Here is a 6,800-nt window from a genome sequence, read left to right on the forward strand (position 1 = left end):
GGCGAGCCAAACTGGCGTTTCGATAAGACCAATTGAGTGTGCTATCATGGATCTTGCTGATGATATTGCCTATACGACATCCGATCTGTTTGATGGAGTGAAACAGAGTGTCCTGGGGCCCGGGCAGGTTCAGGATTTTTGGAAAAGTGAATTTCCAGAGGTCAGTGATGAGCTACGTTCACAGTTGGATAAGGTTCTTAAGGGACAATTTCCAATGTCTCGCTTTGTGGCCGGCGTAATTGGACATTGGATCACCTCAGTGAAGCTTTCAGCAGTAGCGAAACCTTATCGGGATGTGCCGCGCTATTCACTTACCCTGGATCTAACTGAGCAAGCAAAGGCAGAGTTGAAAGCATTAAGAGCTCTAAATTTCACCTTGATCTATAATTCAAATTATGTCAGAATCCCCGAATCAGCCGGCGTGACCATTTTGGATGAATTATTTTCTTATTATCGGGATGCAGTTTTAGGTCAACGACCGGTTCTTGAGAATCTACCTCTGCCCAGGGGTGTTGCCGAAGAATCAGATGTGTCGATTCAGATGAGGCATGTGTGTGATTGGGTTGCTGGCATGACGGACAATTTCGCCCTTCGTCACCATGCTTTGCTTAAAGGTTGAGTTGATCATAGAGCACATCAACCTGCGCTAATAATTCGTTTAAACTCCCATTATTGTAGATCACATGATCAGCCCGGTTGATCTTCTCCTCGATGGATAACTGCAAATTGTCACGGCGTTTAAAATCAGACTCTGTGATCTGACTGCGGTGTTCAACTCGGCTCTGGCGATAAATATTGTCAGCGACCACTACCAATACACTATCACAGATAGAATCCACACCTGCTTCAAATAAAAGTGGTGCATCGATGACAAAAAATGATCTGTTCTCCTTGCGAGCCTGATCCAGTCTTGCAAGGGTTACCTGACGAACTTTAGGATGGATCAATTGATTCAGAAATTTCTGATCTTCCCGAGTAGCAAAAGCCCGCTCTGCAAGGATATGACGTCGGAGTTGTCCTCTTTCATCCAGGATATCCTGTCCAAAACGATGGGCTAATTGTTCTAATAGATCAGAATCATTTTGGAGGAGTTCTTTGGCCAGATCATCTGACTGGGAAAACCCGGCACCTGATTCAGCTAAGTGCTTGCTAACCGTGCTCTTACCTGAACCAATGTTACCCGTAACGCCGAGTATGTACATTTTATTGTATGGCAGTCAGAATCCGCTGGTAGATCTGAGCAACATCTCCTGTGCCGTCAATATGTCTGATAAGTCCCTGTTTTTCATAATGATCGATCAAGGGCTTGGTTTGCGTTTGGTAGACCTCCAGCCGGTTTTGGACTGTGGCTTCCGTATCATCGGAACGGTGAATGAGGGGTTCGCCATCGTGGTCACAGATGCCCTCTGTTTTGGGTGGATTGAAGATCAGATTGTAGATGTGTCCACACTTCGAGCATGATCTGCGAGCTGTCAGTCGACGGATCAACTCAGAATCAGGAACTTCCAGAACCAATACGTGATCCAGCTTTTGATCCAGTTTTCCCAGGAGTTCATCCAGTCCATCAGCCTGGGGACAGGTTCTGGGGAAGCCATCCAGGATATAGCCGGGATCCAATTCCGGTTTGGAAAATTCCACTTCAACCATTCCTAATATTATGCCATCCGGAACCAGGTCGCCGGCATCCATAAAACTTTGTGCTTCTGCGCCAAGATCAGATTCCAAACGGCGGTGTTCCCTGAGCAGATCACCTGTCGACAACTGTTTAATTCCGTAGTCTTTAACAATTAATTTGGCCTGAGTACCTTTGCCTGCTCCGGGTGGTCCTAAAAAGATCATACGCATTTTATGGTTTCTCCAATTTTTATTACTGACTATAACAAATCTTATGCCGAACTGATTACTAGATCGGACATTCTCTACAACATGATCCCGGCAACGGTGGCGGTTAACCAGGAAGCCAATGCTCCACCGATCATTGCCTTGAAAGCAACCTGAGAAAGATCACCCCGGCGTTCTGGTGCCAGTGAACCGATCCCACCAATTTGAATACCAATGGAGGCAAAGTTAGCAAAACCGCATAAGGCATAGGAGCTGATGATCATTGATTTTTCACTCAGTTCACCAGCCATGTCTTGTAAGTGAGCATAGGCCACCAGCTCGGTCAGTACGATTTTTTCACCCATGAGCTGTCCCACGGTAAAAATATCAGCATAGGGGACACCCATGAGAAAAGCCAGGGGAGAGAATATCCAACCCAGTATTTGTTGGATACTCAGACCAAACCAGCCCAGCCCGTAATTGGTTGCAGCGACCAAAGCCACAATTGCAATGAGCATGGCGCCGACGTTGGCTGCCAATTTCATACCGTCGTTGGTTCCACGTGCGATGGATTCCATGACGTTTCCGCTGGTTTCGGGCAGCTCTATCTTATGATCTCCCTGAGTGGGTGAGTTTTCGACCTCTGGATAAATAATTTTAGCCAGAACCAGAGCAGCCGGGGCACTCATGAGAGAAGCAGCCATGAGGTGACCAGCAATATTGGGGATGTCTGCTAACCATTTCGCATAGATAGCCAGCACACCGCCGGCCATGGTGGCAAATCCACCGGTCATCACTGCCATAAATTCACTTTTAGTCATGGTCTTGATAAAAGGACGGATAACCAGCGGTGCCTCAGTTTGTCCTACAAAGATATTCGCTGAAGCGGAAAGGGTCTCAGAACCACTGGTACCCAATGTTTTCTGCATCCCTTTCGCGATATATTTTACAACAAGTTGCATTAACCCGATATGATAGAGAATGGCCATAAAGGCTGAGAAAAAGATAATAGTAGGCAGGATCTGGAAGGCAAAGAAAAACCCAAGACTACCCTCGTTCCCCGGACCTATAGCCAGGGCGTTAAAAAGGAATTCTGCGCCAGTGTCTGAAAAGGAAAGTAAGCGATTAATAGCCCGGTCAAAAAATTGAAAGACCGGTTTTCCGATGGGAGTAGCCAGAATGAAGATGGCAAAGGCCACTTGCAGACCCAAACCCCAGAATACGATGCGAAGTTTGATAGCTTTGCGGTTGTTTGACATAAGATAAGCGATACCCAGAATGGCAGCGATGCCCAGTAATCCAGTTAGTCTTTGCATGGTTTATTCCTCAGGTGGTTCGTAACAACTACGGCATCTGGCTTCGTAACTTTCAGCTTCCCCGACCTGGATCTGATCTCCAACATTACTCAAACGTTGGGTGAATCCAGCCGGGTTTCCGCAGATCACGCATATAGCCAGGTTTTTGGTAACATATTCAGCATCAATGATCAATTCCGGCATGGGGCCGAAAGGTTTTGCCCGATAATCTTTTTCCAGACCGGCCACGATCACTCTTTTTTTCTGGCGAGCCAATATCCGGCAAACTTCCACGATACCATCATCGAAGAACTGAGCTTCATCAATACCCACAACCTGGACATGTTTGGCCATGGGCAATATTTCAGCCGCGGTCTTTACCCGGGTGGATTTCAGCTGTTGTTTGCTATGGGAAACGATATGGTCTTCGCTGAAACGATTGTCAATATCCGGCTTGAAAATGGCCACATGTTGTCGGGCAATTTCAGCTCTTCTCAACCGGCGGATCAGCTCTTCAGTTTTTCCGCTGAACATGGATCCGGTGATAACTTCGATCCAACCACTGTGATGGGGCGTTAGATGCTCCATATCTTCATATATCTCCTAATATTTCCAAGGAATCGAAACAGATCCTAAGCCAAATCTTGCTCGCCAAAAGCTTTGGGCAGGAGCTTAGCTGAGCTGGTTTCTTTGATATTGCCCTGCTCATCAACGATGGTGATGGGGATATCGCCACACAATTCCCAGATCACCTGGCGACAGGCTCCACAGGGACTGACCCCATTCTCAGATGCCACGACCAAATGACGGAATTTTTTCTCGCCAGCGGCAATTGCTGTAAAGAGGGCTGTTCGCTCGGCACACTGGGTGAGGCTGTAACTGGCGTTTTCGATATTACAGCCCTGATAGATTTTTCCATCACTTGTTTCAACGGCGGCTCCAACCTTGAAATTTGAATATTTGGCATATGCTCTTTCGCGAACATCCTGGGCTGCTTTAATTAATTTCTGCTGCGTCATGCGATCCTGCTTAACTGATATTTATGATAAATACTGTATAATACGAGTCCGGCAATAAATCCACCGATGTGTGCAATATAAGCCGTTCCATCAGCAGGTGATATAAATTAGAACAAAAATTGTGTAACGATCCAAATTCCGATAAACCAGATCGCTCCGATCTTGAGAAATATGCTGATATTGGCTGCGATCAGACCATAGGTCACCAATGGCTTTCGCAGTGCCGGATTGGTGTCTTTAAGTGGAATGAACATGCTAACGAACAGTGAAGGAGTAGTTGAAATCAGTTGAATTGCCTGATTCATCCTGAATGGTAAGCTCAAAAACATGATCACCCCGATGGATTCCCCGGGGTACATGAAAGGAAAGTTCTTTTCTCAGAGGGTTATAGTCAGGAAAGAATTTCTGTCCATCGATGGAAGCGATCATTGAATGCCTGGGATGGGGGATGATCCGGCTATTGTCGCTGATCTTAAACACCAGACGATTTCCCGTTTTGTATCGTTTCCTTCGCTTAAGTGGTTTTACGCGTGGAGCTGAGTTATCCTGGAGTAAAAAGAAGCTGCCTCCTGATCGAATTTGCAGGGTTGCCTGTCGGGAGGAATCCGGATGAATAAGCCTTTTCCAACTACCCTTTTTCCCCGGTTTGAAGATCGAGTAGGTGGAATCAATAACAGGGTGTTGAAAAGTAATATGACCGGCAAATTGGTCCTCATAATTTCCCACGATATTAATGCTTGCCCCAATCACCGGGTGATCATCATAAGGAGCAGCGGTTGTATCGATATGCAGGTAAAGTGGTGTTGAGCCATTGTTAACGGCTTGCAGGGTAAAGCCTAACGAATTTAAGGAGAATTCGCTGCTGTTGTGAGGATCAAGGGTGATCAGTGATTGTAGATCAACTGTGGCTATGATCAGAGTATCCTGTAAGACCTCAAGTCGATCACTTCCGCTACGTACATTCAGGGGAATGAGACCTGTTTCAGCCTGTTGCTTGCCAGTTTGGTTCAGTTCACCTGCAAAATTGATATGGGGACCAATAAGTCGATAGGCCAGCGGAAAGATAGTGGGTTCGGAACTGGATAACTTCAAGATGAACCCGGTTCCATTGGGAAGCCATTGACAATCCAACTCGGGAGTAGATCGAGTAGCTGGTGGGATGATCCATTTAATTGTCCCTCCGAGACTGCCCAAAGCTCTGATCCCGGTGTCTCCCGGGTCTGTGTTGATGATCCAGGTGGTTGAATTGAACTTATAGAGGGTTTGGGCGACTGGCAGGAAGGTATCAGATCCTGTATAAAATTGGTAGCGCTCATAATTATTTTCTGGATAGTCGCGGGTAATGATGGTGGCGCCATCAACTTGCTTCACACTCCACGAAGCTGGACTTTGGTATCCATAGAGCAGCGCCTTGGTTGCCTGGTTCCCTTTGATGTCCTTAACTCTGATCTCCAGACTGGAGATACCTCGGGGAATGATCCTGCCATCCAGATGCTCAGGAGCAAAAAGAGAGAGTGAGTCACTGGCAAACATGGACATAAAACGCCACCCTCTTTTTCCGCGGATTCCTGGATATACTTGATCAACAAGACCACTGTGCCGCATGGGAACCTGGTCAAATAGGCGTTTATAGATCAGTGAGTCATTAACCAGGATCTCAGCCTGATAAATATTGTATTTATTATAGGTCCCATTGGCTCGGTCGTGGGCGTTTACCGCTGTTTGAAAGGGTCCCGTGATATGAACTTTCTCATCTGGATGCTGCAAATCGATGATCACGGGGAAATGACTTCCGTTCACCCGGCTTTCAGGAGTGGCGGGCAAGAGGAGGATCTCATCCAGGATAGGGGGTTGGGTGTCTTTTATTCCGGGATAGAGTAGTTGCGGGTTGACTGCCTGGTTCAGGGTGTCTCTTATCTCAAAATGCAGGTGGGGGTGTTCCGTTCCACTGGTTCCACTGTAGCCGATGACCTGACCTGCTTTGACGGGGTATTGGTCTGGTGCGAACTTTAAGCGAACTGAATAACGATCCTGCTCCAATTGTTCAGCCAGAATTGAACGTTCGAGGATGGGAGTGAATATTTCAAGGTGACCATACACTGCCACATTTCCATCATTCAACCGCAGAAACAGACCGCGACCGTAACCCTTATAGCCGATGAGGATGCGTTCGATGTAGCCATCTGCTATGGCCAGGCAGGGTACTTCCATTTCACCCCAGGTCTTGATATCAATGCCGGCATGGAGGTGCCCCGATCGATATTCACAGAAGGTTGCAGACAGACTTTGGGAAGCACGGATCGGCCATTTGTAATTTTGTGCCAGCAGGACAGTGGCCAAAATAAGGCTGAGGATAGCGGTTCGAAACATGGTGCATAAAGTCGATTTTCCACTCAATGATGCAACGGTTATTATGCGTCCGTTTGCCGATTTCCCCTATGTCTCGTTAATTTCGGTTTCTCTCTATTTTTTTTCTCGCAGAGTCTTTTATGCCAAAACCCTTATACCCTTTTTACTATTTTACTTATTCCTTAAAAGCGGCCTCTCGCCCGCCTGCGTATAACTTCGTGCGGGCAGGCAGAGCCGCCAGGACGCAGAGTTTTTTATGCCAAAAACCCTTATACCCTTTTTACTATTTTACTTATTCCTTAAAAGCGGCCTCTCG

At 46.8% G+C, this 6,800-nt stretch carries 7 protein-coding genes; 1 reads left to right on the forward strand and 6 read right to left on the reverse strand.

Features of this window, described 5'->3' with window-relative positions:
• On the forward strand, positions 1-619 hold a 619-nt coding region (locus U9Q77_11285; protein MEA3287939.1), incomplete at its 5' end, for a hypothetical protein.
• On the opposite strand, the gene coaE is transcribed toward U9Q77_11285, so the two are convergent.
• The 6 genes from coaE to U9Q77_11315 all read right to left on the reverse strand — a co-directional run bounded on the left by coaE (position 609) and on the right by U9Q77_11315 (position 6,505).
• Positions 609-1,202 carry a dephospho-CoA kinase gene (coaE, locus tag U9Q77_11290; protein ID MEA3287940.1) on the reverse strand — a complete coding sequence of 198 codons (594 nt, stop codon included), beginning with the start codon at positions 1,200-1,202 and terminating at the stop codon, positions 609-611. The genes U9Q77_11285 and coaE overlap by 11 nt on opposite strands.
• A gap of 1 nt (position 1,203) precedes the next feature.
• The gene (locus tag U9Q77_11295) at positions 1,204-1,845 is read right to left on the reverse strand and encodes an adenylate kinase (protein ID MEA3287941.1); all 642 of its coding nucleotides are present in this window, start codon (positions 1,843-1,845) and stop codon (positions 1,204-1,206) included.
• A gap of 74 nt (positions 1,846-1,919) precedes the next feature.
• Positions 1,920-3,137, reverse strand: coding sequence for a nucleoside transporter C-terminal domain-containing protein (locus tag U9Q77_11300; protein ID MEA3287942.1), 1,218 nt, complete (start codon positions 3,135-3,137; stop codon positions 1,920-1,922).
• 3 nt (positions 3,138-3,140) lie between these two features.
• Positions 3,141-3,704, reverse strand: a complete 564-nt coding sequence (locus tag U9Q77_11305; protein ID MEA3287943.1) for a thymidine kinase — start codon at positions 3,702-3,704, stop codon at positions 3,141-3,143.
• Positions 3,705-3,748: 44 nt separating this feature from the next.
• Positions 3,749-4,135 carry a cytidine deaminase gene (gene cdd / locus U9Q77_11310; protein MEA3287944.1) on the reverse strand — a complete coding sequence of 129 codons (387 nt, stop codon included), beginning with the start codon at positions 4,133-4,135 and terminating at the stop codon, positions 3,749-3,751.
• Between the two features lie 255 nt (positions 4,136-4,390).
• Complete coding sequence (locus U9Q77_11315) at positions 4,391-6,505, reverse strand: M23 family metallopeptidase (GenBank protein MEA3287945.1); 2,115 nt, start codon at positions 6,503-6,505, stop codon at positions 4,391-4,393.
• Positions 6,506-6,800 lie beyond the last annotated feature (295 nt).

The sequence above is a fragment of the Candidatus Neomarinimicrobiota bacterium genome, assembly GCA_034716895.1.
Classification (GTDB): Bacteria; Fidelibacterota; UBA8477; order UBA8477; family JABMPR01; genus JABMPR01.